The 23039-nt window shown below is 39.5% G+C and carries 23 protein-coding genes; 6 read left to right on the top strand and 17 right to left on the bottom strand.

The features are described 5' to 3' along the window. Window positions 1–19: 19 nt before the first annotated feature. The 14 genes from ABGT15_RS11045 to trmB form a co-directional block, all read right to left on the bottom strand. Window positions 20–1036, bottom strand: coding sequence for a hypothetical protein (locus ABGT15_RS11045; protein ID WP_367231486.1), 1017 nt, complete (start codon window positions 1034–1036; stop codon window positions 20–22). Beyond that, window positions 1033–2643 (bottom strand): NAD(P)/FAD-dependent oxidoreductase, encoded by a 1611-nt coding sequence (locus tag ABGT15_RS11040; protein ID WP_367231485.1) that lies wholly within the window; start codon window positions 2641–2643, stop codon window positions 1033–1035. The genes ABGT15_RS11045 and ABGT15_RS11040 overlap by 4 nt, the downstream gene beginning before the upstream one ends. Further along, complete coding sequence (locus ABGT15_RS11035; protein WP_367231484.1) at window positions 2621–4138, bottom strand: polyamine aminopropyltransferase; 1518 nt, start codon at window positions 4136–4138, stop codon at window positions 2621–2623. Before ABGT15_RS11035 ends, ABGT15_RS11040 begins: the two co-directional genes overlap by 23 nt. Then, complete coding sequence (locus ABGT15_RS11030) at window positions 4131–4343, bottom strand: DUF350 domain-containing protein (protein WP_367231483.1); 213 nt, start codon at window positions 4341–4343, stop codon at window positions 4131–4133. The genes ABGT15_RS11035 and ABGT15_RS11030 overlap by 8 nt, the downstream gene beginning before the upstream one ends. Before the next feature lie 19 nt (window positions 4344–4362). Next, window positions 4363–4545: a hypothetical protein gene (locus ABGT15_RS11025; RefSeq protein WP_367231482.1), complete on the bottom strand. Its 183-nt coding sequence runs from the start codon at window positions 4543–4545 to the stop codon at window positions 4363–4365. A 3-nt stretch (window positions 4546–4548) separates the two neighbouring features. Further along, complete coding sequence (locus ABGT15_RS11020) at window positions 4549–5775, bottom strand: DUF4178 domain-containing protein (protein ID WP_367231481.1); 1227 nt, start codon at window positions 5773–5775, stop codon at window positions 4549–4551. A 1-nt stretch (window position 5776) separates the two neighbouring features. Then, complete coding sequence (locus tag ABGT15_RS11015; RefSeq protein ID WP_367231480.1) at window positions 5777–6139, bottom strand: S-adenosylmethionine decarboxylase family protein; 363 nt, start codon at window positions 6137–6139, stop codon at window positions 5777–5779. A gap of 87 nt (window positions 6140–6226) precedes the next feature. Further along, window positions 6227–6559, bottom strand: coding sequence for a ferredoxin (locus ABGT15_RS11010; protein WP_367231479.1), 333 nt, complete (start codon window positions 6557–6559; stop codon window positions 6227–6229). Between the two features lie 2 nt (window positions 6560–6561). Further along, window positions 6562–7620 (bottom strand): NAD(P)/FAD-dependent oxidoreductase, encoded by a 1059-nt coding sequence (locus ABGT15_RS11005; RefSeq protein WP_367231478.1) that lies wholly within the window; start codon window positions 7618–7620, stop codon window positions 6562–6564. 162 nt (window positions 7621–7782) lie between these two features. Then, window positions 7783–8022 (bottom strand): NifU family protein, encoded by a 240-nt coding sequence (locus ABGT15_RS11000; protein ID WP_367231477.1) that lies wholly within the window; start codon window positions 8020–8022, stop codon window positions 7783–7785. A 10-nt stretch (window positions 8023–8032) separates the two neighbouring features. Further along, on the bottom strand, window positions 8033–9160 hold the full coding sequence (locus ABGT15_RS10995; protein WP_367231476.1) for a P-loop NTPase: 1128 nt from the start codon (window positions 9158–9160) through the stop codon (window positions 8033–8035). A gap of 126 nt (window positions 9161–9286) precedes the next feature. Next, entirely contained in the window at window positions 9287–9619 is a 333-nt protein-coding gene (locus ABGT15_RS10990; RefSeq protein WP_367231475.1) for an MGMT family protein, read from the bottom strand. Beyond that, window positions 9620–10249 carry a LysE family transporter gene (locus ABGT15_RS10985; RefSeq protein WP_367231474.1) on the bottom strand — a complete coding sequence of 210 codons (630 nt, stop codon included), beginning with the start codon at window positions 10247–10249 and terminating at the stop codon, window positions 9620–9622. It lies immediately after the preceding gene. Continuing rightward, window positions 10250–10924, bottom strand: a complete 675-nt coding sequence (trmB, locus tag ABGT15_RS10980) for a tRNA (guanosine(46)-N7)-methyltransferase TrmB (protein WP_367231473.1) — start codon at window positions 10922–10924, stop codon at window positions 10250–10252. It lies immediately after the preceding gene. A gap of 155 nt (window positions 10925–11079) precedes the next feature. Between trmB and ABGT15_RS10975 the strand changes: the two genes are divergently transcribed. Next, complete coding sequence (locus ABGT15_RS10975; RefSeq protein WP_367231472.1) at window positions 11080–12135, top strand: glycosyltransferase; 1056 nt, start codon at window positions 11080–11082, stop codon at window positions 12133–12135. On the opposite strand, the gene ABGT15_RS10970 is transcribed toward ABGT15_RS10975, so the two are convergent. After that, window positions 12128–13171 carry a sensor histidine kinase gene (locus ABGT15_RS10970; protein WP_367231471.1) on the bottom strand — a complete coding sequence of 348 codons (1044 nt, stop codon included), beginning with the start codon at window positions 13169–13171 and terminating at the stop codon, window positions 12128–12130. The genes ABGT15_RS10975 and ABGT15_RS10970 overlap by 8 nt on opposite strands. After that, entirely contained in the window at window positions 13172–13855 is a 684-nt protein-coding gene (locus ABGT15_RS10965; RefSeq protein WP_367231470.1) for a response regulator transcription factor, read from the bottom strand. Between the two features lie 199 nt (window positions 13856–14054). Here ABGT15_RS10965 and ABGT15_RS10960 point away from each other — a divergent pair, with 199 nt between their 5' ends. The 5 genes from ABGT15_RS10960 to ABGT15_RS10940 all read left to right on the top strand — a co-directional run bounded on the left by ABGT15_RS10960 (window position 14055) and on the right by ABGT15_RS10940 (window position 21689). After that, window positions 14055–16826 (top strand): TonB-dependent receptor, encoded by a 2772-nt coding sequence (locus tag ABGT15_RS10960; RefSeq protein WP_367231469.1) that lies wholly within the window; start codon window positions 14055–14057, stop codon window positions 16824–16826. 186 nt (window positions 16827–17012) lie between these two features. Next, window positions 17013–18176, top strand: coding sequence for a hypothetical protein (locus ABGT15_RS10955; protein ID WP_367231468.1), 1164 nt, complete (start codon window positions 17013–17015; stop codon window positions 18174–18176). 105 nt (window positions 18177–18281) lie between these two features. Continuing rightward, entirely contained in the window at window positions 18282–18623 is a 342-nt protein-coding gene (locus ABGT15_RS10950) for a T9SS type A sorting domain-containing protein (protein ID WP_367231467.1), read from the top strand. A 108-nt stretch (window positions 18624–18731) separates the two neighbouring features. Continuing rightward, complete coding sequence (locus ABGT15_RS10945; RefSeq protein WP_367231466.1) at window positions 18732–20639, top strand: T9SS type A sorting domain-containing protein; 1908 nt, start codon at window positions 18732–18734, stop codon at window positions 20637–20639. Between the two features lie 69 nt (window positions 20640–20708). Then, window positions 20709–21689: an acyl transferase gene (locus ABGT15_RS10940; RefSeq protein ID WP_367231465.1), complete on the top strand. Its 981-nt coding sequence runs from the start codon at window positions 20709–20711 to the stop codon at window positions 21687–21689. On the opposite strand, the gene tyrS is transcribed toward ABGT15_RS10940, so the two are convergent. Continuing rightward, window positions 21682–22971 (bottom strand): tyrosine--tRNA ligase, encoded by a 1290-nt coding sequence (gene tyrS / locus ABGT15_RS10935; protein WP_367231464.1) that lies wholly within the window; start codon window positions 22969–22971, stop codon window positions 21682–21684. The two genes, ABGT15_RS10940 and tyrS, sit on opposite strands and share 8 nt — an antisense overlap. Between the last annotated feature and the right edge of the window lie 68 nt (window positions 22972–23039).

Raw genomic sequence — 23039 nt, 5'->3', positions numbered from 1 at the left:
CGAAAATGTTTCGGGATTTTTATTTCGATTTCCAAATGAACCCATCCAACAAATAATGCGTGAATTGCGGAACCGTTAACAACGGAACCAAAAAAATATGCCAATTCGAAACATCAAAAGCGGTCATGGAAAAATGTTCGTTCCAAACCAGAATTTCCCACAAATATTCCTCAAAAAAAGCAATACCAATCAACAAGGCTAAAAACAACATTACGCCTTTATAATTTCTGAAGTAGGAAAAAAAATTTTGCTCATTTTCTACCCTGCTTTCTATTTCTTTAAAATAAATCAAAGCCATATACGGAACACCGTGCGAAACCACATTGAGCAAAGTAAAAACAAGGTCGTTGTCGTAATAAACAATCCCAAAATACCAAGATGCGGCAGTTCCAAGAATAATTGAATTTTTCGGAATGTTAAAAAACTTATTTTTAAAGGAAGTGTAAAGGGTCCGCACCAGATAAACAAACAGAATCATCACGTACAAAATCCCAAAAACTTTGAGCCATTCCTCACTTTCATAGCGAAAAAACTCATCCGGCATAAACCAGTTGAATTGTCTGGGTGAAGACAAAAACCAGTAGAGCATCGGATACCCGGTGGCTGCATAAATCACGATATTGTCAAAAGCCCGGCTCCCTTTTTCTTTGGATTCCTTTCGTGCATACAACCGCATAAAACCATACTGCTGACGGATGAAATGAAAGACCGCCACATAGGCCAATACCGACCAAAAGACCTTGCTTCCTAAAGAAAAAAGCACCATCCCTATCAAAAAACAAAGCAATGGTAATCCTAAATACAAATTCTTTCTTTTGGCAAATTCTCTCCGGTTAAAATACGTTTTGAACAAAGTCGAATACACATGCGCCACATCAATAAAAACGATCAGGATCAACCAGGAATAAAACGAATAAGACGCCTCAACCCTTTCCAGCCAATCCGGAAACAACAAAACGATTGCCAACACAAAAAAAGAAGGCAACAGAATAAATAAACTGTCTGTTTTAGCTTTATGTATCCAAGGTTGTGTCATTTAAGTATTTCGTTTACGGCGTTAATTCCCTGATGAAAGGCTTCTTCAAAAATAGAAATTCCCGACAAATCGGTGTGGGCAAAGAAAATCTTACCATCAACAGATTTACCGGCTTCCATTTTATCCTTTCCAAAAAGAAACCCGGGCACCGGACTAATCATTCCATGTCCTAAAAGATGTACCTGAATGGCTTCCGTTTGTGCTTCAATATTAGGATGTGCAATTTTTAAATCGTTAAAAACCAATTGTTTCCAATACGCTTTGGATTGCTTGTACAGAAACTTTCGACTCTTTTTAATATCAGAATCGGAAAAACTGTAATAATACGTAATTACTTTTTTGGCCTGCAATTGCCCTACCGACTGATGCTGGTCGTAAATATACCCCAACCCCTTCGAACCGTAAATCACATTGTCCCAACACAAAGGATAACTGCTGTTATCGGTTAATTCGTTTACCGTTAAAGTGGCCAACATCCAAGGCGCATAATGGAAATTTTTAGTGAAATCTTTCCGATCTTTTAAAAGGTATTGGTTCACAAACTGCGGTGTAGCCATAATCACTTTATCGGCAATAATGGTTTTGGAAGTATTGGTTTTCTCATCAAAAACGGTAACAATCACCTTGTCTTTTTCCGTTTTCACCTCATAAACCAAATGATTCTTTAAGGATTTCTTTTCGGTATATTTCTTCAGATGTGTCGCCAGACGCGCATTGCCTTCGGGCCAGGTCAACACGTTTTCTCCTGTCTGTTCGGTCGAATCGTGCTTTCTTCCGGCAAAATAATGAATGCCTGCCCAAGCGGAAACCGAATCGATGCCCAAACCAAAATCATCACGACAGCAATAATCGACGTAATCCAAAAGCGGCGCACAAGACAAATCATTTTGCACAAGCCATTGCTTCATGGATAATTTGTCCAACTCCCGAACTTCTTTTTTGTCGGATGACTTTGCAAGCGGAATATCGAAATAAAACGCACCGCTTTCATCTTTAGCCCTTCGAAAACCATCCATTTTAGCAAAAAAAGCAGCAAATTCAGCTTCTTCTTTTGCAGTATTCCCGTATTTCGGCACCAACCCTTCCTGCCAGTAATTCTTATAAAACAAGCGTTCCTGTGGCGAAAACGTAAGTTGCGTTTCATCAAAAACAGGATAACCTTTCCTGCTATAACCCGTGATAATCTTTTCTTCTTCTAAAAAGCGTAGTAATTCTTTATCTGAAAAATTCGGCAACGGTAAATAATGTGCACCCAATGGAAACTTGGAATGCTGATTTTCCCCGTTTGAGGAATTTCCGCCTAGGTGATTTTCCATTTCCACCAACAAAAAATCGGTAATACCTCTCTGGACAAATGCTCTTGCTGCACTAAGCCCTGAAATACCTCCTCCAACTATCAAATAAGGGATTGTTATTTCTTGAGAAGGTTTCGGGAAATTTTTAATCCAGAGCCGATGTCCTAAAACATGATGGGTTCCCGTAAGCCGGAAGACCAACGAAAGTGCTTTTTCTTTACAGGAATGCAGCAACGGAAGCAAGAATCCAGAAACAGCTATTCCTTTTAAAAACCGCCTGCGCCCTGCGTTATAGTTTTCCCCATTCTTCATCGAAATAGCGTACTAAAATCTGATTATCCAAACGATTGATTTCTATGCCTTTGGAGACCATATCGCCGGTGAAATAATTGAGTTTATCAAACTGATAATTGTAAAACCGTAAACCGCTTACTTTACGACGGGCTTTTGTAAAATCGTCGGAAGGTGCATTGGCGGCAATGGTAAATCCCCATTCTCCAAAGGAAGGCACGTAGGCATGAAAAGCATCGGTTTTCGGAAACACTTCGCCTATGGTTTTATTGATGCACCAGAAAGATTTAGGGGCAAAATAAGGCGACGTAGTTTGGACCACGATCATACTTTGCGGCGTCAGGACATTTTGCAGCGTCCTGTAAAAATTAAGGGAATACAATTTTCCGAGACTATAGTTTGAAGGATCAGGAAAGTCGATTATCACCACGTCAAATTTTTCTTTTGCGTCTTTTACCCAGATATAAGCATCCTGATTGTATACTTTTACTTTAGGATTAAGCAACGAACTTTTATTGAAATCGGTTAATATTTTATTGGTTTTGAAAAGCCGGGTCATGCCTTCGTCCAAATCGACCAAAGTGATTTTTTTTACATCCTTGTACTTCAGGATTTCCCGTACGGCCAGACCATCGCCACCGCCGAGCACCAACACACTTTCAACTTTTGAAGCGGCCGCCATTACTGGATGCACTAATGCTTCATGATAGCGGTATTCGTCTGCGGAACTGAACTGTAAATTATTGTTCAGATATAGTCGATAATCACTTTTATTATGCGTTAAAACGATGCGCTGATACGGTGTGGAATGGGTGTATACAATGTTTTCACCATACAATTTCGATTCCGAATACGATAAGATGCTTTCGGAAAAAATAAACGTCAGCAACAAAATCAGGAACGAAGCGATAGCTTTTGCTTTCAGAAGAAATGGTTTGCGCAATTCCCGACTAAGCAGGAAACACAGCACTATGGCAATACCAACATTAATCATCCCAAAAAACAAGGACGTTCGCATCACGCCCAATTGCGGTACCAAAACCAACGGAAACAATATCGATGCTAATAAGGCACCGATATAATCAAAGGTAAAAACGTTGGAAACCAAATCGCGGAATTTCACCCGATCTTTCAGAATGTTCATCAGCAACGGAATTTCCAACCCGACCAAGCATCCGGTAACAAACACCAGAAAATAAAGAATGAACTGAAAATAACCGATACTTTCAAACAACAAAAACAGAATGACCGAACTCAGTCCTCCTATCAAACCGACTAAAATTTCGATTTCCACAAAAGTATTGAGCAGGTTTCGTCTGAGAAATTTTGAAAAATAAGAGCCAACCCCCATCGAAAAGAGGTACACTCCAATAATAAACGAAAACTGTTTTACCGAATCCCCCAACAAATAACTGGCCAAAGTTCCCGCAACCAATTCGTAAATCAGCCCGCAGGTGGCAATGGTAAAAACAGCCAGTAAGAGAAGGTATTCGAATTTAAAAAAACGATTACCCATGAATCGCCGCGCTGATAATCATAGAAATCCCAATAATGAACGCCGCGAAAACGATCGCTACCGCAACATTGTTCTTTTGAGAGATTTCTTTCCAGGTGCTTTCCGGAGTTAGTTTTTCTATGACAAAATAAGCCAGCAACAAAATAGCAAAACCTATTACCGAAAAAAGAACCGAATTAAAAATGGGTGCAAATGAAATATCCATAATCTATATTTTTTGAATGTTATTTATGATAGAAACGAGTAACCGTACCTCTTGAGGAAGCCGTCGGTTTGTAATTTTCCGTGGATTCACAATCGCAAATCCGATTGCCCGAAAAGGTATAGTAGAGAAAAATGCCGTAGAAAAACACAGCCAATGCCAACCCGAATTTATTTTGCCTGATAAACTGTCGTACCTGATCCATGTTTTATTGATTAAAAGGTGAATTATCGCTGTCTGCCCAACGTTGTTGTTCAAAATAGACGTTTAAAAAATACAACCCTACCGATAGTACCCCCATAAAAAGAACCACCATCCAGACATTGCGCATCGAGGACGCATTCCAGACCACCTGAACCGATATCCTGTCGTTCATAAAATCTTCAGGGGCTTTTTGCGGTGTTATCGCGACGTGGTACCGGCCTTTTGGTACGCCACAAATATTGAATTCTTCTCCGGTGCTGCCTTCGGTCCAGTTTTCCCCATCGGTATACCCATGATAGTACTCGATGTCTTTGCTGGCATAGCGTTCTTCGCCTGTATTTTCATTCACCAAAGCCACCTGAACATTTGCCCAGGAATTGTCAACATTAGAAGAAACGCTTATGGTCATCGGAGCCGAACCGCCTTGTAATTCAAACGATTTACTGACGATCTCTTTATTATTACTCGCGGTAAAAGTGAGGCTTTCTCTTAATATATCCGTTTGCTTTTGATTCGCATAAATAAACAAATGCGAAATCAACATTACTATGGCCACCACACAAAATACCATAATCGTATGCTTCAACGGAAACAGGAACGGTTGCACTATCCCTACTCCCGATTTGTGTGGAAGTGGTGTGTTTGGAAATGCTTTTTTAATTTCACTTCGGGAGATGTGTTCGCCAAAATAAGTTCCATTGGAACCGGGAATGTCTTCCACAGATAATATATACGGCGGATTGATGAATTCGGCCATCCAGATATTTCCTTTAGGAAGTTCAAAATCAAAATAGCCCTGAGCCGTTACAATTTCCGAATGGGTTGCCTCATACAAGTTCAACTGCATTCCGTTGTGCTTTATTTGTTTGGGACTGCCGCTTACTTCATATTGCTCTTCAGCTTCTTTCAGTATAATCCAATGCCCGTCGGTTTCGGACAGGTAAATAAAATTACCTTGTTCATCCTGAAGAGTGTACTCTCTCCAAAAATAAATCCGATACACTTTTTTAATAAGCAGACCTACTACGGTATACTTTTTCCCGCGAAGTACTCCAGATTGACCGACTTTAAGTGTATCAAAAATCTTTTTATGACTAAACTTACGATCAAAACGTAAACCGCCGTTATGATTTTCGTAAAGGGATTGACAATTCGGGCAGACGAAGTTTTTCACTTCAAAAGTTACCGCTACCTCTGTAGTAGTGTCGCACTGATAACAAGGTACTTTCATCTTAACGGTAAATTTCAAATTCTTTAATCACTTTCGCTTCAAAATACCCAATGTATTCCTGAGCAATGGCTTTTACCTTTTCCGTATTGTCCTGAAGATAATTGCACAAATACACATCTAAGGTTAATTGCTTGTATTCCGGCCAGGTATGCACGCAAATATGGGACTCTTTCAAACAAAAAGCCACTGTAAAACTGTCGTTTTCAAAATCGTGTGTAATGTCCCCTACTTTTTCCAATCCGAATTTTTCCAAAACGGAATCGGTTTTAGCTATGAAAGAATGGCTGTCGGTCAATTTTGAAAGACTTTCCGTTTCCAAAGTAAGTAAAATGTGTAAACCGGGAGAATACGAAGGTAAAATCATTAATGCTATAAGTGCTTTATATCAACTTATACGGAGGTGTTAAAATTTTGTTACAAAAAAAGCGAAGAAAAATCTTCGCTTGACTTATTAGGATTCCGGAGCCAGTTCCACTTCCAGACCATTTATTTCCGGTGTGATGTGTATCTGACACCCTAACCGGCTGTTTTCTTTTACGTTGAAGGCTTCCCAAAGCATGGCTTCCTCATCCGGATTTTTTTCCGGCAGCTCCACTTCGTTTAAAACATAACATTGGCAAGAAGCACACATAGCCATACCACCGCAAATGCCGATAGTTCCTTCCGGAGCTAATTCGTAAGCACGAACCAATTCCATGATGTTCATGTTCATGTCGGTGGGCGCCTGTACTTCATGGGCGACTCCGTCCCGGTCGATTATTTTTATGGTAACGTCTTGTGACATGTTTAATCAATTGCTTTTACTACGGCTTTTTCCGCTTCTTTTCGGGTTCCGTCAAAACCGTCAATTCCGGAAACTGTCGTGTATTTCAATACGTATTTTTTTCCTGGGTTCAATTTGTTGTAAACCGATTGGCACATTAAAGTCGCCTCGTGAAAACCACACAAAATCAGTTTCAGTTTGCCCGGATAGGTATTCACATCACCAATGGCATAAATCCCTTCGATGTTGGTTTGATAATCCAAAGCGTTGTTTACTACGATGGCATTTTTCTCAATTTCCAAGCCCCAGTGTGCAATTGGCCCTAATTTTGGTGTTAACCCGAAAAGCGGGATAAAATAATCCGTAGCTACGTTCATGCGGGCACCGTTTACTTCGATATCTACCGATTCAATGCGCTCGGACCCTTTAAATCCAACCACCTCAGCAGGGGTTATCAATTTAATTTTTCCAGCATGCTTGAGTTCCTGAACTTTCTCTACAGAATCCAATGCGCCACGGAATTCGTTTCTTCGGTGAACCAACGTCACTTCAGAAGCTACATTGGAAAGAAAAATACTCCAATCCAGCGCCGAATCGCCACCACCGGAAATCACTACGCGTTTGCCACGGTATTTTTCAGGGTCTTTTACGAAATAGTCCACGCCTCGGTCTTCCTGCTCGTAAAATTCCAAATCTTTCAAAATGGGTTTACGGGGTTCGAAACTTCCTAAACCGCCTGCAATAGCAACCGCTTTGGCTTTGTGCTCCGTTCCTTTATTGGTGGTAACGATGAAGGTTTCGTCTTCTAATTTCTGAATGGTTTCAGCCACTTCTCCCAAGGTAAACCCTGGCTGAAACTGTTTGATTTGCTCCATTAAATTCGTAACCAAATCACCTGCTAAAACCGATGGAAACCCTGGAATATCGAAAATGGGTTTTTTGGGATACAATTCGGTTAACTGTCCGCCCGGTTGTGGCAAACCGTCGATGATATGGCATTTCAGTTTTAAAAGCCCGGCTTCAAAAACGGCAAAAAGCCCCGTAGGACCTGCACCGATGATGAGTATATCTGTTTCAATCATTGTTTAAAATTTTCTGAGTAACAAAGTTACTGAGTTGTAATTTCACCCAACATGATTAATGTCAGGTTTGCGTGAGGGATGGGAGCGGCATCCTTTTATGGCGCGAAGCAGAATAAAAGATATAGCGTACAGCCCGACCCTTGTGGTCACGCCCAAAAAAAATTAAGCTACGTTTACCACCGTTTCGATTTGTGGCGCGTACTTTTTAATGGTGGTTTCCACACCTGCTTTTAAGGTCATTTGGTTGATTTTGCACGACGTACAAGCGCCTTCCAAACGCACTTTTACGTGCTTGCCCTCTTCGACGTCTACCAAAGTGATGTCGCCTCCGTCGGAATTTAAAAACGGACGGATTTCTTCCAGCGCTTTTTCAATGGTCGACTTTAATTCTTCTGTATTCATATACTTCCGATTATTTTTTCACGGCAGAACAACCCGCCATAGTGGTTATTTTAATTGCTTCGGTCGGTGGAAGGTTATCGTTACGACGCACGGTTTCTTCCACTACGCTTCTCGCTAAGGTTTCAAAGGCCACCTGAACCGGTGTAGCAGTCTGTAACGCTGCTGGACGACCGTAATCTCCCGCTTCACGGATGCTTTGTACGATTGGCACTTCACCCAAGAAAGGAACATCTAAATCTGCTGCCAGATTTTTAGCACCTTCTTGTCCGAAGATATAATATTTGTTGTTTGGTAATTCTTCCGGTGTGAAATAGGCCATGTTCTCGATAATTCCCAAAACCGGCACGTTGATGCTTTCGTTCTGAAACATCGCCACCCCTTTTTTAGCATCGGCTAACGCTACAGCTTGCGGCGTACTTACCACAACCGCTCCGGTAATTGGCAACGATTGCATGATGGATAGGTGAATATCTCCCGTTCCCGGTGGCAAGTCTAACAACATGAAATCCAGTTCGCCCCAATCGGCATCAAAAATCATTTGGTTTAAGGCTTTAGCAGCCATTGGCCCTCTCCAGATTACGGCCTGATCCGGACTGGTAAAGAATCCGATGGATAGGATTTCCACGCCATAACCCGTGATGGGTTTCATTTTGGATTTTCCGTCTACCTCAACTGAAATGGGTTTTGCACCTTCCACGTCGAACATAATCGGCATGGACGGCCCGTAAATATCAGCATCCAAAACCCCAACTTTGAAGCCCATATTGGCTAAAGTAACGGCTAAGTTTGCTGTAATGGTAGATTTTCCAACTCCTCCTTTTCCAGAAGAAACGGCGATAATGTTGCTGATTCCCGGGATGGATTTTCCTTTGATTTGTGGTTTTTCCGGAGCTTCTACCTTGATATTTACTTTTACTTTGGCTTTATCGTAGATTTTTTCATGAATGACTTTCATGATGTCTACCTCAGCGCGTTTTTTAATGTGAAGCGCCGGTGTGGTTAACAACAAATCTACTACTACTTCGTCGCCGAAAGTGATCACGTTTTGTACCGCACCGCTTTCAACCATATTTTTTCCTTCTCCGGCAATGGAAATGGATTCCAAAGCGCTAAGAATTTCTTTTCTGTCTAATTTCATTTTACTTGAGAATGCTTAAATCTTTAGGAATCAAATCTTTATTAAGACTGATTCTCGATTGCAAAGATAACTTGAAAAGTTTAAATGTAGGATGGAAAAAAGCCAAAAGTTTTGTGAAAATATTCGTCAAAATTGAATCTCGGGCTGCCAAAAATGCTTCTCGAAATCAATAATCTGATTATTCTTCACCTTAATCCCTTCGCTTTCCAGTAATTGTTGCATTAAATTCGTACCGTCGAAATGGTGCTTCCCGGTTAAAACTCCGTTGCGGTTCACTACGCGATGCGCCGGAATGTCTTCTCTTAAATGAGAAGCATTCATAGCCCAGCCTACCATTCGGGCAGAACGAGCCGCACCCAAAGCTTTAGCAATTGCACCGTATGAAGTTACTCTTCCGTAGGGGATTTGTCGGGCGACATCGTAAACCCGCTCGAAAAAATTAGCATTATCAGCTGCCATTTAACTTTTCAGAATCTTTAAAAGGGTAACAATGGAAATAACCCCGGTTACGGTTCCAATGATATAATTTCCGTTTTTCATCAAAAAAGAAGGTTCTGAAGCCTCTTTCTTCTTAAAAAATAAGATGTAAAGGTAAAACATTAAGAAAGAACCCACCACTGTTCCCAAAACAAACAACCATATATAGGATTGGTTAAAGAAAAACCATCCTTTTCGTGAAAACCACACACTTAAAAAGACGTAATACGGTATCGGTAAAAGATTTAAAAAAGACAGAAGCATCCCTAAGAAAAAGCGGCTGGTTTTGCTTTTCATTTTCAGTTCCTCCTTTTGCTTTTTGGTTTTTTTACCAGACCAGAAGAAATAAACGGTTAAGCCAGCGAAAATAAACAATCCGATTTCCTGTAACAGAATAACCACATCCGGATTACTGTCGATGAATTTGGCAAAAAGTACCGCAATGTACGTTTGAAAAATTACGGTCACACTGGCACCTAAGGCAAAAATCATGGCCCGATTACGACCGTCTACGGCACTTACTTTAGCTGCCGTCATATTAAGCAAACCCGGAGGCGCTACCCCAACCGAAGCAGCCGTAAATCCTAATATGAGCGGCAAAAAGTAATTCATTTATTTTATTTTAAACTGGATGTACGTTATCGCTTTGTTTTGTTCTAAATATTGGCTTTCGTAAAACGTTTGAATAGCCGTAACCACTTCCGGAGAACCTTCATTTTTATACACATTATGATTGGCATAAATTACCTCATGCCCTTGCCCGTGCAACAATCCCAGCGTATAACCGTGCATGAATTCACTGTCGGTTTTCAGGTTCATGATCCCGTTGTGCTTCAATATTTTTTTGTAACGCTGCAAAAATTCGGAATTCGTTAAACGGTGCTTGGTACGCTTGTACTTGATTTGCGGGTCTGGGAAGGTAATCCAGATTTCATCTACCTCGCCTTCTGCAAAACAATTTTCAATCAATTCGATTTGGGTACGTAAAAAAGCTACGTTGTGCATTCCGCCTTCAACAGCTGTTTTAGCTCCCCTCCAAAATCGTGCCCCTTTTATATCAACTCCGATAAAATTTTTATCAGGATAACGCTCTGCCAAACCAACAGAATATTCTCCTTTACCGCAACCTAACTCCAAAACCAATGGATGGTTGTTTTTAAAAACCTCTTTATTCCATTTGCCTTTCATCGAAAATGCATCGCTTGTCACTTCTTCCCTTGTTGGCTGAAAGACATTATTAAAGGTAGCGTTTTCGTTGAATCTTTTTAATTTATTTTTACTTCCCACAACTTAATTTAAATTTTTGGTAAAATTAAGGAAATATATACCAATAAAAATAGCGTTACTTTGCACTTATTATTTTGCGCCAAATATATAAATTTAACCAAAACAAATTGGTTATGAAATAGTTAAGTTGATTTCAGACGGATTAACATAAAAAAATGTCAAAAAAAAGAATTCTTGTTGCACCCTTAAATTGGGGTTTAGGTCATGCCACACGATGCATTCCGATTATAGAAGCCTTAGAAAATAATGATTTCGAGCCTGTAATTGCTTCAGATGGTGTCGCACTGGCATTGTTAAAAAAAGAATTTCCGCACCTTACCGCATTGGAACTTCCTTCCTATAAGATTGAATACGCGCAAAACGGGGAAAATTTCAAATGGAAACTTTTTAAACAGATTCCAAATATGTTTACCGCCGTACGACAGGAGCGCAAAGTAGTCGATCATTGGTTGAAAGAACATAATATTGATTGCATTATTTCAGACAACCGATTGGGTGTACACTCCAAAAAAGTTCCTTCGGTATTCATTACTCATCAATTAAATGTATTGACCGGAAATACTTCATGGCTGACAACCAAAATCCACCATCATTTTATTAAAAAATTCAATCAGTGCTGGGTTCCTGATGTACAAGACAAACCCAACCTTTCCGGAAAATTAGGACATATGAACAAGGATTGTTTCAATATAAAATACATCGGCCCAATTAGCCGGATGAAAAAAAAGGACATTGAACAGCTGTATGATTTAATGGTTATTCTCTCCGGACCGGAACCACAGCGAACACTACTGGAAAACAAGTTAAAAGAGGAACTGAAAAATTACGAAGGCAATGTTATTTTCATCCGCGGGGTTGTGGAAGAAGAACAAAAAATCAATCAGCGATTTAACATTACCTGCTACAATTTCATGAATTCCGAAGAACTGGAACTGGCATTCAACCAAAGTAAAATGGTACTGTGCCGATCCGGTTATACTTCCATTATGGATTTGGCCAAATTAGGAAAAAAAGCGTTTTTCATTCCTACGCCAGGACAATACGAACAGGAATATCTCGCTAAAAAACTCAAAAAGAAAGGCATGGTTCCTTCGTGTAAACAAGATGATTTTAAAATCGATCAGCTTTTGAAAACTGACTTATACAAAGGCTTAAAAGACGTTGGAAACCAACAAATAACCTGGAAGGAACTCTTCGGAATTTTTAACTAGCTTTTTCCAAGGTAAACGAAAACTCTGAACCGTAGCCATATTTACTGTCCACATAAATACGCTCGTCATGGGCTTCAATGATGTGTTTCACGATGGACAACCCCAAACCGGAACCACCTTCGGAACGCGCACCGCTTTTATCTACGCGGAAGAAACGCTCGAACAAACGCGGAATGTGATGCTTTTGAATCCCCTCACCGTTGTCGGTTACGCGTACAATTACCTTATTATTTACCAGATCTTCCACACTTACCTCCGTACTGCCGTTTTGTTTCCCGTATTTAATGGAATTCATAATCAGGTTAATGAGCACCTGCTCGATTTTCTCATAATCGCCACGCACCAGAACCGGTTTTGGATGCTTGCGGTCGAACATGAGTAGGATGTTTTTTTCATCGGCTTTCATTTCCAATAAATCAAACACATTCTGCACCACTTCAATGATGTTGAATTCCGAAACCTCCAGATTTAAATCACCGGTTTCCAGCTTGGTGATCATATCCAGATCCTTCACGATATATATTAACCTTTCGACACCTTTCTCTGCTCGTTGCAGGTATTTTTTCAACAACGTTTTATCTTTCATCGCACCATCCAATAAGGTGGAAAGATAACCCTGAACGGTAAACAGCGGGGTTTTCAATTCGTGAGACACATTACCCAAAAATTCTCTTCGGTATTCTTCGCGGATTTTCAGGGTTTCGATTTCGATTTTCTTATCGGTGGCAAATTTCTGCACTTCACGTGTTAAGGTGGCCATATCGGTAGTAATAGGCTGACTCCTTAAAGTGGTGGAATCCAAAAGGGAAACATCGTCGTAGATTTTTTTCACCCGTTTGTAAATGAATTTCTCCACACGGTACTGCAATACAAAAAAAGAAAAGGAAAGGGTTGTCAAACCGAACAACCCTATGAATGAATAGTTAATTTCATAAAAAAGATACAGCAAAATCCCTACCAACCCTGTTGCAAACAAGCTAATGTAGAACGATGATTTTATCGCAAATTTATATGACTTCTTAAAATTTATGCTCATTTACAGCTCCAGCTTATAGCCTACACCTTTGATGGTTTTAAATAAATCGTCACCGATTTTTTCTCTTAATTTCCTAATGTGCACGTCGATAGTTCTTCCACCCACAACCACTTCATTACCCCATACTTTATCCAAAATTTCTTCGCGTTTGAATACTTTTCCGGGTTTGGAAGCCAATAGGTAAAACAATTCGAATTCTTTTCTTGGCAAAACGATTTCTTCTCCGTTGTTGATAATTTTGTATTCCTCACGGTTAATTTCAATATCACCGATTCGCAACACATCACCACCTTTTTCATCTTCTTTTAATCGACGAAGCAGCGCTTTTACTTTACTCACCAATACTTTGGGTTTAATCGGTTTGGCGATATAATCATCAGCACCGGCATCAAAACCGGCTACTTGAGAATAATCCTCGCTTCTTGCCGTTAAAAAGGTAATAATCACATTCGCCAGCTCCGGGATTCTACGGATGTTTTCGCAGGCTTCCATCCCATCCATTTCCGGCATCATCACGTCCATGATAATTAAATGCGGTACTTCTTTTTTTGCTTTAGCAATGGCCTCTCTTCCATTACTCGCGGTTACAATCTGGTAACCTTCCTGAGACAGGTTATATCCTACAATTTCCAGGATATCCTGCTCATCATCAACCAATAAAATCTTAATGTCTTTCTTTTTCATAAATGTGACACCATAGTGTGTTTTCGGGTTGTAAAGGTAAAGATAATACAAAACGCTGTACGTTGTATTTTGTGTGTTAACGATTATTTAATCTCTTAACGTTTTGGTAATACAGGCTCAACAAAAACATAACAGGTGAATAACATCCGATTAACTTGCCAGAAGTTCCTTTGCACCAAAATTAAAATAACACACACTAATGAAATTTAAATTTTTATTTATCACCTTATTTACCGCTATTTTGGGTTTTGCTCAAAAAGGGACCGTAACCGGTACCATTACCGACAAAGACATGAACAACGAACCTTTGGCTTTTGCAACAGTAATGCTAAAAGGTACTTCAAACGGAATCAACACCGATGAAAGTGGAAAATACACCCTTTCCGTATCCGAAGGCAATCATACCTTAGTGATTTCATTCTTAGGATATGAGAGCGTTGAGATTCCTTTCAGCATTAAAGCAGACGAAACCAAAACTTTTAATCAGGCCTTAGGTTCAAAAGGCGTGGAACTGGAAGATGTAGTGATTAAAGTAGAGCAGAATCGTGAAAAAGAAACCGCTTTGTTAGCCGAACAGAAAAAAGCAGTTGAAATCAAGCAATCTATTGGTGCACAGGAACTTTCCAGAAAAGGTGTAAGCGATGTAGAAGAAGGATTAACAAAGATTACAGGTATTACCAAAGTAGAATCACGCGGTTTATTTGTTCGTGGTTTAGAAGACCGTTACAACAACTTATTGATCAACGACTTACAGGCCCCTTCTAACAGCCCGTTCAAAAAGATTATTCCATTGGATTTATTTCCAACGGACATTGTAGGTGTATTAAATGTTTACAAAACATTCAATCCTAATATTTCCGGTGATTTTGCCGGTGCAACCGTAAACATTGAAACTTCTGAAGCCAGAGGGGCCCAAACCAAATTAAGCGTTGGTTTTGGATACACTACAAATAATAACGGTGAAAACTTCCTGATTTCCGAGGATGCAAATTCAACACAGGGATTCTTTGGTACATTAAAAAAAGATCGCGAATTGCCTTCCCTTTTCGGAAACGCACCTTCTGCCGTTCAAATGACTTCTACTCAGTATGCAGACACACACAAACAAAACTCCTGGAATGTAGACGAATCGTCGAGTCCAATAAACACCAGCATTGGTTTCTTACATACAGACCGCATAAAGTTTAAAAACGACAACAGCCTTAACTATGTGATTTCCCTTAACGGAGAAAACAAATATGTTATTCGCGAGGGAGCTGACCGTTCCTTTCTGGAAGGATTGGGAACGTACAACAAAAACTTTTTTACCAAACAGTATAAATACCAAACCGCTTCATCTGCACTAATCGGTTTAAAATACAAAGCTAAAAGAGGTTCAATTGGTGTAAATTCATTTTACCTGCGTTCTACGGAAAGTTTAATTCAGGATCAGTTAGGCTCAAACAATGGCTTGAGCAACAATCCTAATTTATTAATACGTCTGAACCAGTTTGAACAATCAAATTACTTCAACAATCAGCTATTAGCTTCTTACGACTTAACAGAGGATAAAAACCACAGCTTAAAAGGAGGTGTTTCTTATGTAAAAACATCCTACGATTTACCAGACAGAAAAGTAGTTACCGGTAATAAAGTTAACGACCAAGAAATTCAAATGTCTTATGGCGGAAACAATTTAATCCGTCAGTACTTTACCATCAAAGGAAACTACTACACCAGCGGTATGTTGGAGTACAATTGGAAGTTTGGCGAAGATGCTGAGGGTAAAACCAAAAGACTATCACTCGGATACAACACCTTCCGCAACAACATCACATCGAAATACCGATTCATAGCCGGAAAAACAAATACTTCGCAATTAATCACAAGTAACCTGAATGATGTAAACGAACAAATTGCAGGTGATGTGGCTAACGGAACCCTTTTCTTTAAAGAAGAATCGTTATCCGACTACAAAACAAAACTGGATCAGTTTGTTAATGCAGGTTACGCCAATTTATTTTGGAACTTCGGCCCGAAATTGGAAGTAAACGGCGGTATTCGTCTGGAAAGTTCAAAAAGAACATTAAAATACCGCACCTTATCTCTTGGTATCACCGATCCATATTTGAAAGATTTAGATGAGGAGTTAGATTTCTTACCTTCTGTTAATGCAAAATATGCATTAAACGACTTATCCAACATTCGTTTTGCAGCATCGAAAACCGTTACAAGACCTGTATTAATGGAGCTTTTACCAGTACAGTTTGTAGATCCGGACGGAACTGTTAAAAGAGGAAATGAAAATCTTGAAAACACCAGCAACATCAATGTTGATTTAAAATACGAGTTGTTCACCAACAATAAAGAAATGATTGCCGTTGGGGTTTTTGGTAAAAAAATCGACAAGCCAATCGAAACCATTTTCTCATCAAATGCGACGCAATTAATCACGTTTGTAAACTCAAAAGAAGCAACGCTTTTTGGAGCTGAATTAGAATTCATCTTCCAGTTCAACCGCTTATCCAAACAGTTAGACAACTTGTCACTTGGTTTCAACACTTCCTTGATGAAAACAGAAGTTAGCATTGACCGATCAAACAACCTGATTGAAAACTCCAGCAAAAGAAACCTCCAGGGAGCTTCCGAATGGCTAATCAATTCCGATTTGAAATATGAATTTACATTAGGGAAAAACGTAAAAAACACTACCTCATTAGTTTACGGCGTAAAAGGCGAAAATATTTTCTCCGTCGGAACAGCAGGCATTGACCATATTTACGAAAAACCTTTCCACAAATTGGACTTTGTATGGAGCAGTAAATTATCCGACAATATCGACGTGAAATTCTCAGCCGATAATATTCTAAATCCGTATCAACGATTTGAACTGGGAAAAAACAGCACCACAACAATCTCTGAAAACTCTTTGGTTGTGAGAGAATATAAAAAAGGAGTTGGTTTGTCATTAAATCTGTCTTACACTTTTTAACTAAAAAAAGCAGCAATTAGAATACCTCCAAAAAAGTCACATACTTATTGGGGGTATTTTTTTTACAGTTCATAACACAAATTTTACAAATAGTTTATTGTTATATAAAGTTTTGATAATACTCTCGTAACTCCTTAAAAAAGAAGATGTTTTAGTTTTGTCTCAACAAATCAAAAAAATAACACAATGAAAAAATTAGTATTCAGTTTGGCAATTTTAAGTTCCGTTTTTACAGGCTGTTCATCAGACGATGATGAAACAATCACTCCAATAACTCCTGCAACCGGAGAAATCACTGGAGATGCAACTACCAGTAAAACATATGCATTCGGAAATTACACTTTAAAAGGTATTGTAAAAATAAAATCTGGTGTAACACTAACTTTCGATGCTGGTTCAAAAATTACTGCTGATGTTTCCAACGGAGTAGATGCTTTAGTAGTAGAAAACGGTGGAAAATTAATTATCAACGGAACAGCTGCAGAACCGGTAGTGTTTACAGAATCCTCTGCAATGCCAGGCTCATGGGGTGGTATCATCATGTATGGTGATGCACCAATTGTAGGGGCAAGCGGGGCAACTTCTGCAACTTCAGAAGACGGTTTGGCTTTACCGTACGGAGGGACTAACGCTTCTCATAATGGTGGTTCTTTAAAATTCGTACGTGTAGAATATGCCGGTAAAAAAATTACGGATGGAACAAGCGAAATGAACGGTTTCTCTTTCTACTCTGTAGGTTCGGGAACGGTTTTAGAAAATTTAGTTTCTTATAAAGGTGCTGATGATGGTTTCGAGTTTTATGGCGGAACAGTAAGTGCCAAAAACTTAATCTCTTACGGAAACTATGATGATTCTTTCGACTGGCAAGATGGTTGGAGAGGTGAAGCAAACACTAACTGGTATGCTTATCAAACAGGAACCGGAAACTTTGGAATGGAAATCGAAGCGAAATCAGTAAACAATGCTTTCGGACCAAAAGTAAGCAACATTACTTTAAAAAGATCCGCTGGAACTTTAACCGAAAATGCTTCCGTAGAGTATGACGCAATCCAATTCAAAAAACAAGGTAATGGCGAATTCACAAACATAGTAATCGATGGGTATAATGATGCCAATGCGGTTGCTGTAAGAATTCAGGATGCTGCCACTAATACAGATCAGGTGAATGCAGGTAAAATTAAATTAACAAATGTTAAAATTAACGGTTCTACTCCACAAGACGGTAGAGGTGCCGACACTTTTACAGTAACATTCCCTGCAGGCAATTACACTACAAACACTGCATCTACAGGGGCTACCCTTTCAACAGGAACTTGGGCTACTGTTAATGGGGTTAACCTAATCCAATAATTAATTTCTATAAAATCATAAAAAAAACGCTCTTTCGATGAAGAGCGTTTTTTTTTGGCATATATTTTGAAAATATTTTTATATATTTACACAATATTGATTCACATGAAGAAAAATTACATCTATATTATTCTTTTCGTTTGCTTTATATTTTCCATGAATGCTCAGGCTCAGGAAAGCAAAGCATCTACCGTGAACAAAGCTCAGGAAAACATCATTGAAGGACTTAGCATCTACCCTAACCCTGTTTCCGGAGACCGTATTTTCATCTCATCAAAAAACAACTTGGAGAAGGAAGTGGAAATTTTTGATGTATTGGGAAAACGTGTTTTACAATCCACCATCAGCAACAAAGAACTGTTTATCGGTTCCATTCCCGCAGGTGTTTACATTATCAAAATCAAAGAAGGAGAGGCAGCAGCCACCAGAAAACTGATTGTAAGATAATTGCATCTTGTTCATTATTATATCTTAACTATAATTTCATATTAAAAGTTTTACAGATTAGTAAAAACTCACTATATTTGTTGTCCAATTTTTAAAAATCATTTCATTATGAAACATTTTTACGCTTTATTGTTAACTTTAACAATTAGTGCCCTTTCTTTCGGACAGGTAAACTATCTGAACGATGGTTTTAACTATACCGATAATGATTTATTAACAAACAACGGATGGACTGCTCACAGTGGAGCAGGAACACAACCGGTTGATGTTGGCACATCCAACGGACTTACTTATGCTGGCTTTAACGATGGTCCAACAAGTATTACTGGTCTTTTGGCCGGAAATGCAGCAAGATTAGACAACACCGGAGAAGACATTAACAAAGCACTCTCTTCTGTACCAGGAAGCGGAAGTACAATTTACATTTCTTTCCTATTGAATGTTACCAACGCAAATGCTGGTTACTTCATGCACTTGTCACCAACTAATACTGGAACCCAAGCAGCAAGAGTTTTCGTAAAACCTTCAGCAATTGATGCTGCAACAAAATTCAACATTGGTATCTCCAACACTTCAACAGGTGTTTACGCAGCAACTCCAACAGAATTAAGCTTAAATACTACCTATTTAATAATTATAAAATATGACAACAGCACAACCGGTGCAGTTAGTCTTTGGGCAGTAGCAAGCGGAATTCCAGCTTCTGAAGCTGCAGCCGGACCTGCTGAAGTTTCTGCTTCCGGAAGTGGAAATGCTGCTATTGACAGAATCTGTTTAAGACAATTCAACGCATCTCAAAACGAAACAATAGATGCACTTTACGTTTCTTCAACTTGGTTAGGCACTATCCCATGTAGCTTAAACTTAGGCACAGAAGTAGCTACTTGTGACGCTGTTACTTTAGCGATTGACACTTATAATGTAACGATTCCTTTCACAGGAGGAAATTCCGGAACCTATAACTTATCTTCGAATATCGGAACAATTGGCGGTGATAATCCATCAACTACTGCAGCAGGGAATATCACTATTACAAATATCCCAGAAGGCACAAACGTAACATTGACCATTACAGGTACATGCGGTTTAAGCAAAGTTGTAGCCGCTCCACAATGTAAGCCGGTAAATACTTTACCTTACTCAGAGCCTTTCAACTACACAGCTGGAACAGCTTTAGGTTCTACACAAAGATGGTCTAACGCTAACACAGGTGATGACATTCTAGCAGTATCAGGCAACTTATCATACCCAGGAATAACTTCTTCAGGAAATTCAGTTGCTTTTGACAACGGAGGAATTGACTGTATGACACCGTTCACCAACACCACTTCGGGCAATTTATATGCTGGTTTCTTAATGAATGTTACAGACAATAGTGGCATGACAGAAGCTAACCAAGACTATTTTGTAACATTAGCCGACAACGGAAGTTTCAGAGCGCGTGTGTTCATCAAAAAAACAGGAACCACATACCAACTTGGTTTAGATTCTACAGGAACCACTACAAACAATTTAAGCACTGCCTTTTTCAATGTTGGAGACGTGGTATATGTTATTATCGGATACGACTTCGTTACCAATACTTTAAGCGCATGGTTCAACCCAACTGTAGCTACTTTTACAGCTGGTACAACTCCTGATTTGACTAACACCCCTGCAGCAGCAATTTCGAACCTTAACGGTTTTATGTTAAGACAAGGGTCAACAAATCTTACACCATTCATCACAATTGATGAATTAAGAATTGCTACCACAACTACAGAAATCCTAAGCGTTAAACAAAACAACATTTCCGGATTAAACGTTTACCCTAACCCGGCTAATGATTTCTTACACATTACTACAGCAGCAAACGGTGTTAAAACCATCGCAATCTATGACGTAGTAGGTAAAGAAGTACTAAACACTACTACGGCTAACGAAGTGATCAACGTATCTTCATTAAACGCTGGTGTTTACTTAGTTAAAATTACTGAAGAAGGAAAAACGGCTACTAGAAAATTAGTAATCAAATAACCCTTTTCATCCTTATAAAGAAAGCACTGACGAAAGTTGGTGCTTTTTTTATTTTTATACCTTTGCAACATGTTTACTACTTCAGACATTTTCCACATCGGCTCCAAAAAAGAATTTGAGAAACTTACCCTCAAAGTATTTCGTTATCAATACGACAATAATTTAGTGTATCGTAATTTCTGTGAACTGCTGAAGAAAGACAAAACCAATGTAAAGTCATTAACGGAAATTCCATTTCTGCCGATTCAGTTTTTCAAATCGCATGAAGTTTTAAGCACTGCTGATCCGATTCAGATTACTTTCACCAGCAGCGGAACCACAGGCATGGTCACCAGCCGGCACTTGGTTAGCGATTTAAATTTTTACGAAGAAAGCTTCCGATTGGCTTTTTCCCAATTCTATGGCAACATTGAAGACTATGTAGTTTTAGCCTTATTACCATCCTACCTGGAAAGAGAAGGTTCCTCACTGATTTACATGGCGAAAGACTTGATTGAACGCTCCAACCAGCCCGACAGCGGCTTTTACCTGCACAATTACGACGAACTAACCCTAAAGCTAACCGAACTCGATGCTTCCGGACAAAATGTTTTACTAATTGGTGTCACCTACGCTTTGTTGGATTTAATTGAAATGCAAAATTTCCAACTAAAGAACACCATTATCATGGAAACGGGCGGCATGAAAGGCAAGCGTAAAGAAATCATCCGTGAAGAACTGCATGAAATATTATGCAAAGGGTTTGGAGTCTCTGAGATTCACTCCGAATACGGCATGACCGAACTTTTATCGCAGGCCTATTCTTTGGGAGACGGTATTTTCGAGTGTCCGCCTTGGATGGAAATCTTAATCCGCGATACAGAAGACGCCCTTTCTTATGTTTCGGAAGGTAAAACCGGCGGCATCAACGTGATTGATTTGGCCAATGTAAATTCCTGTTCCTTTATTGCCACTCAGGATTTGGGCAAAAAATATCCCAACCATTCTTTCGAAGTGTTGGGACGTTTTGATAATTCCGATATTCGCGGCTGTAATTTGATGGTTATTTAACCCTAATTACGTAGTAGTTTTTCTTTCCTTTTTGCAGCAACAAAAACTGATTGTTGATCAAATCGGAGGTTGTGATTTTATACTCTTCCCCAACTTTTTCTTTGTTTAGGGAAACCGCGTTTTGTTTCAATTCTCTTCGTGCGTCACTGTTGGAAGCCAAGAAATTTGTTTTGGCAGCAAGTGCAGCTATCATGTCCAGACCTTCTGCTAAATCCGCCATAGCAAGTTCAGCCTGTGGCACTCCTTCAAACACTTCCAAAAACGTTTTTTCGTCTAACTTTTTCAATTCCTCCATAGAAGGGCTGAAAAAGGCATTGGAAGCAGCGATAGCATTTTCCAAATCTTCTTTAGAATGCACCATAACCGTGATTTCTTCCGCCAGACGCTTCTGCAACACTCTTAAATGTGGCGCTTCGTTGTGTTCCGAAATCAGTTGTTCGACAGTCGCTTTATCTAAAAAGGTAAAAATCTTAATGTATTTTTCCGCATCCACATCGGACGTGTTTAACCAATACTGGTAGAATTTATAAGGCGACGTTCTTTCCGCATCCAACCAAATATTTCCACCTTCCGATTTACCGAATTTGGTTCCGTCTGCTTTGGTAATCAAAGGACAAGTTAAAGCATAGGCTTTTCCCGCTTCAATTCTTCGAACCAATTCCGTTCCCGTGGTAATATTCCCCCACTGATCACTGCCTCCCATTTGCAAAGTACAATTTTTGGTACGGTATAAGTGCAGAAAATCGAATCCTTGTACAAGCTGATAGGTAAACTCCGTAAACGACATCCCTTCCGAAGCTTCCCCGGTCAAACGTTTTTTAACGGAATCTTTCGCCATCATATAGTTCACCGAAATATGTTTTCCGACATCGCGAATGAATCCTAAAAAAGAGAATTCTTTCATCCAATCGTAATTGTTTACTAATTCCGCGGCGTTAGGCTCGTTGGATGCAAAATCTAAAAATCTTGCCAACTGTCCTTTAATCGCCTCCTGATTATGACGCAAAGTCGCTTCATCCAAAAGGTTTCTTTCATTTGATTTTCCTGACGGATCGCCAATCATTCCCGTTGCACCGCCCACCAAAGCTAACGGCTTGTGACCACTTAACTGGAAGTGTCTCAACAACATAACACCAACCAAATGACCTATATGCAATGAATCGGCGGTTGGATCAATACCCACATACGCCACACGCATCTGCTCCATCAAATGTTCTTCGGTGCCTGGCATTACGTCGTGGAGCATTCCTCTCCAAGTCACTTCTTCAATAAAATTTTTCATGTTTGTATTCAATTTCAGCAAAGATAATGGTAATTAGACAATTTGAAAATCTTTACGTTTCGAAAATT

Origin of the sequence: Flavobacterium enshiense (assembly GCF_040750275.1) — a bacterium.
GTDB classification, from domain to species: Bacteria; Bacteroidota; Bacteroidia; order Flavobacteriales; family Flavobacteriaceae; genus Flavobacterium; species Flavobacterium enshiense_B.
Note: the sequence above shows the minus strand (reverse complement) of the source record. Positions and strands in the feature narration are given on the sequence as shown.

Bases quoted from the DNA above. Each gene is read 5' to 3' on its own strand.
- ABGT15_RS11045 (WP_367231486.1), bottom strand. From the start codon at position 1,036: ATGACACAACCTTGGATACATAAAGCTAAAACAGACAGTTTATTTATT.
- ABGT15_RS11040 (WP_367231485.1), bottom strand. From the start codon at position 2,643: ATGAAGAATGGGGAAAACTATAACGCAGGGCGCAGGCGGTTTTTAAAA.
- ABGT15_RS11035 (WP_367231484.1), bottom strand. From the start codon at position 4,138: ATGGGTAATCGTTTTTTTAAATTCGAATACCTTCTCTTACTGGCTGTT.
- ABGT15_RS11030 (WP_367231483.1), bottom strand. From the start codon at position 4,343: ATGGATATTTCATTTGCACCCATTTTTAATTCGGTTCTTTTTTCGGTA.
- ABGT15_RS11025 (WP_367231482.1), bottom strand. From the start codon at position 4,545: ATGGATCAGGTACGACAGTTTATCAGGCAAAATAAATTCGGGTTGGCA.
- ABGT15_RS11020 (WP_367231481.1), bottom strand. From the start codon at position 5,775: ATGAAAGTACCTTGTTATCAGTGCGACACTACTACAGAGGTAGCGGTA.
- ABGT15_RS11015 (WP_367231480.1), bottom strand. From the start codon at position 6,139: ATGATTTTACCTTCGTATTCTCCCGGTTTACACATTTTACTTACTTTG.
- ABGT15_RS11010 (WP_367231479.1), bottom strand. From the start codon at position 6,559: ATGTCACAAGACGTTACCATAAAAATAATCGACCGGGACGGAGTCGCC.
- ABGT15_RS11005 (WP_367231478.1), bottom strand. From the start codon at position 7,620: ATGATTGAAACAGATATACTCATCATCGGTGCAGGTCCTACGGGGCTT.
- ABGT15_RS11000 (WP_367231477.1), bottom strand. From the start codon at position 8,022: ATGAATACAGAAGAATTAAAGTCGACCATTGAAAAAGCGCTGGAAGAA.
- ABGT15_RS10995 (WP_367231476.1), bottom strand. From the start codon at position 9,160: ATGAAATTAGACAGAAAAGAAATTCTTAGCGCTTTGGAATCCATTTCC.
- ABGT15_RS10990 (WP_367231475.1), bottom strand. From the start codon at position 9,619: ATGGCAGCTGATAATGCTAATTTTTTCGAGCGGGTTTACGATGTCGCC.
- ABGT15_RS10985 (WP_367231474.1), bottom strand. From the start codon at position 10,249: ATGAATTACTTTTTGCCGCTCATATTAGGATTTACGGCTGCTTCGGTT.
- ABGT15_RS10975 (WP_367231472.1), top strand. From the start codon at position 11,080: ATGTCAAAAAAAAGAATTCTTGTTGCACCCTTAAATTGGGGTTTAGGT.
- ABGT15_RS10970 (WP_367231471.1), bottom strand. From the start codon at position 13,171: ATGAGCATAAATTTTAAGAAGTCATATAAATTTGCGATAAAATCATCG.
- ABGT15_RS10965 (WP_367231470.1), bottom strand. From the start codon at position 13,855: ATGAAAAAGAAAGACATTAAGATTTTATTGGTTGATGATGAGCAGGAT.
- ABGT15_RS10960 (WP_367231469.1), top strand. From the start codon at position 14,055: ATGAAATTTAAATTTTTATTTATCACCTTATTTACCGCTATTTTGGGT.
- ABGT15_RS10955 (WP_367231468.1), top strand. From the start codon at position 17,013: ATGAAAAAATTAGTATTCAGTTTGGCAATTTTAAGTTCCGTTTTTACA.
- ABGT15_RS10950 (WP_367231467.1), top strand. From the start codon at position 18,282: ATGAAGAAAAATTACATCTATATTATTCTTTTCGTTTGCTTTATATTT.
- ABGT15_RS10945 (WP_367231466.1), top strand. From the start codon at position 18,732: ATGAAACATTTTTACGCTTTATTGTTAACTTTAACAATTAGTGCCCTT.
- ABGT15_RS10940 (WP_367231465.1), top strand. From the start codon at position 20,709: ATGTTTACTACTTCAGACATTTTCCACATCGGCTCCAAAAAAGAATTT.
- tyrS (WP_367231464.1), bottom strand. From the start codon at position 22,971: ATGAAAAATTTTATTGAAGAAGTGACTTGGAGAGGAATGCTCCACGAC.